Source organism: Bacteroides sp. NSJ-48 (genome assembly GCF_014287405.1).
Classification (GTDB): Bacteria; Bacteroidota; Bacteroidia; order Bacteroidales; family Bacteroidaceae; genus Bacteroides; species Bacteroides stercoris.
Genome location: NZ_JACOOD010000100.1, coordinates 1 through 2,146 on the forward strand (window position 1 = coordinate 1; position 2,146 = coordinate 2,146).

Annotated in this window: 2 protein-coding genes; both read right to left on the minus strand. The window is 42.9% G+C overall.

Features of this window, described 5'->3' with window-relative positions; translation table 11 throughout:
* Nucleotides 1–119 precede the first annotated feature (119 nt).
* Nucleotides 120–818 (minus strand): acetylxylan esterase, encoded by a 699-nt coding sequence (locus H8S52_RS19570; RefSeq protein WP_186910402.1) that lies wholly within the window; start codon nt 816–818, stop codon nt 120–122.
* 30 nt (nt 819–848) lie between these two features.
* A complete protein-coding gene (locus tag H8S52_RS19575; RefSeq protein WP_186910403.1) occupies nt 849–2,000 on the minus strand; it encodes an alpha/beta hydrolase-fold protein in 1,152 nt (383 codons plus the stop codon).
* Nucleotides 2,001–2,146: the final 146 nt, after the last annotated feature.

Sequence of the window (2,146 nt, forward strand, 5' to 3'; positions counted from 1 at the left end):
GTCGCTGCAAGCACTTGGCTATGACGGTGGCGAATCTTGTCGTAATACATCAATTGAACTTTTTAGGCCACAAAGATAAGTCAAAGAACGCTTTAATCAATTATTCGATATAAACTCTATTATTTATAACTGATAGTAATGTTTTTAACAGGAGCTCCCTTTTCGTCAAGGAGGCGGATACAAAAATCGCTCATTCCGGGTCCGTTGATAACGGCTCCCCGGATAATATTCTTTCCTTTTTTTAAGGTCAGCCGCTTGGACAGGCAATCGTCTTTTACCATACGGCGGTCACCGGATAAAATGACAACTTCTTCACCATTCAGCCACCACATGGAGGCGGAATTTGAACCGACCGATATTCTGACATTCGGTATGTCCTCCGGACAATTGATAACAGTGACAGCCCAAAACAGTACGCCGTATATTTGTTTTTGAAGACTAGATGCAAAACGGAACAGCTTTACATTAAACAATTTACTGTCGAGAGCGTGCCAGGTTAGTTTCTGTTTACCGACTTTTACTTTGTCGCCGTCTTTGGGTAATACGGTGAATTGTCCGGGAAAATATTCGGTAGTAAAGGCCTTACGGATATAACTGTCCGTAAATACCGTGTTACTGCGGTTAGGCTTGTCGATAGGTTCGAGCAATAGCCAACGGCGGATAAAACCATCATCATCGGGTGATATGACATCGGTAGTACCCGGCGAAAAATAGGTGGCCAAACGAGAGGCGGTTTCTTTGTTCTGTGCATACCCCTGCACACTCATTAGAGTGGCGAAGCAAATCGCCAACCATACTCTGTAATAAGGATTTTTCATTGTTATGGTGTGTTTCTCAATAATACATAATTATTTAAATAGTAGTGGAGCAAATTCTTTCAGGCATCTGCGCCAAGTGAGAAATTCATGGGCAGTACCCGGAGATTCGTAATAGATGTTGTTGATACCGGCGGCTTTCAAACCATCGCTGAGTTTTTTGGTTCTTTCGGGATGTTCTTCCGAACCGATACCCAGGAAAAACACGTGGATGTTATCATTGAATGCCTTGCGGTCTTTGAAGATTCCGTTATAAGTTGTGTCTATATTCTTCAAGTCGATATTGCCTGCTCCACTGAAGCCACCGATATAAGCAAACTTGTCAGGGTTATTCAGCGTGGTGTTAAAAGTGAGAAGACCACCCCAGGAAAGTCCGGCCATTGCACGGTTGTCCCGGTCTGTCAACGTCCGGAAATTAGATTCAATGTGCGGAATGATTTCATTTACCAAAATGGCCGGAAATTGGGCACCGAATTTTGCTCTGGTATCGGCAAGGCTTTCGCCCGGCTTGTTTTTAAATACTTCGATATTGCCGTTGTCCATTACTACGATCATGGGTTTGGCCTTACCTTCGGCAATCAGATTATCCATGATGAAGTTCATCTTACCTTGGTTGGCCCAGCTTGTCTCATTTTCTCCCATACCGTGCTGCAGGTACAGTACCGGGTACTTTTTGGAAGGATTCTTATCATACTCTGCGGGTGTGTAGACGAGGCATCTACGCCATTCTTTACGAATGTCGGAATAATACCAGCTTTGGCTTATTAAACCGTGAGGTACATTCTTGATAGAATAATAGTCTACTCCCTTTTCTGGAATCTCAATACCGCTGACCCATTTGCCCATGCCGAAGAAGGGTTTGCCATTGGGGTCGGCTGTACTTACCCCATCTACTATTATTTGATAGTAATGGAAACCGACGACCTCAGGCTTTTCCGAAACAAGCGACCAGTATCCGTCTGCTTCTTTGGTCATTTCACCCCGGAAGCTGATTTCTACTTTTTTTGCATTAGGAGCAAAAACTCTGAAATGTACTCGCCGGTCTTCACCTATCCGGGGGTATTCCGCGCCATTGATATTATGCTCATTAGGTACTGTACCCGCAGGAAATTCTTCTTGTTGGGCATACATAGTTAAGGGAAACACCGCTAAAAATAGAAAAATAAAGTTCAATGCGTTTTTCATAATTTGAATGTTTAAAATAATATATATTAGAGTTTATATCGAATAATTGATTAAAGCGTTCTTTGACTTATCTTTGTGGCCTAAAAAGTTCAATTGATGTATTACGACAAGATTCGCCACCGTCATAGCCAAGTGCTTGCAGCGAC

What these genes read in the sequence shown, in the direction of transcription:
- H8S52_RS19570 (WP_186910402.1), bottom strand. Translation starts at nt 818, where the DNA reads ATGAAAAATCCTTATTACAGAGTATGGTTGGCGATTTGCTTCGCCACT.
- H8S52_RS19575 (WP_186910403.1), bottom strand. Translation starts at nt 2,000, where the DNA reads ATGAAAAACGCATTGAACTTTATTTTTCTATTTTTAGCGGTGTTTCCC.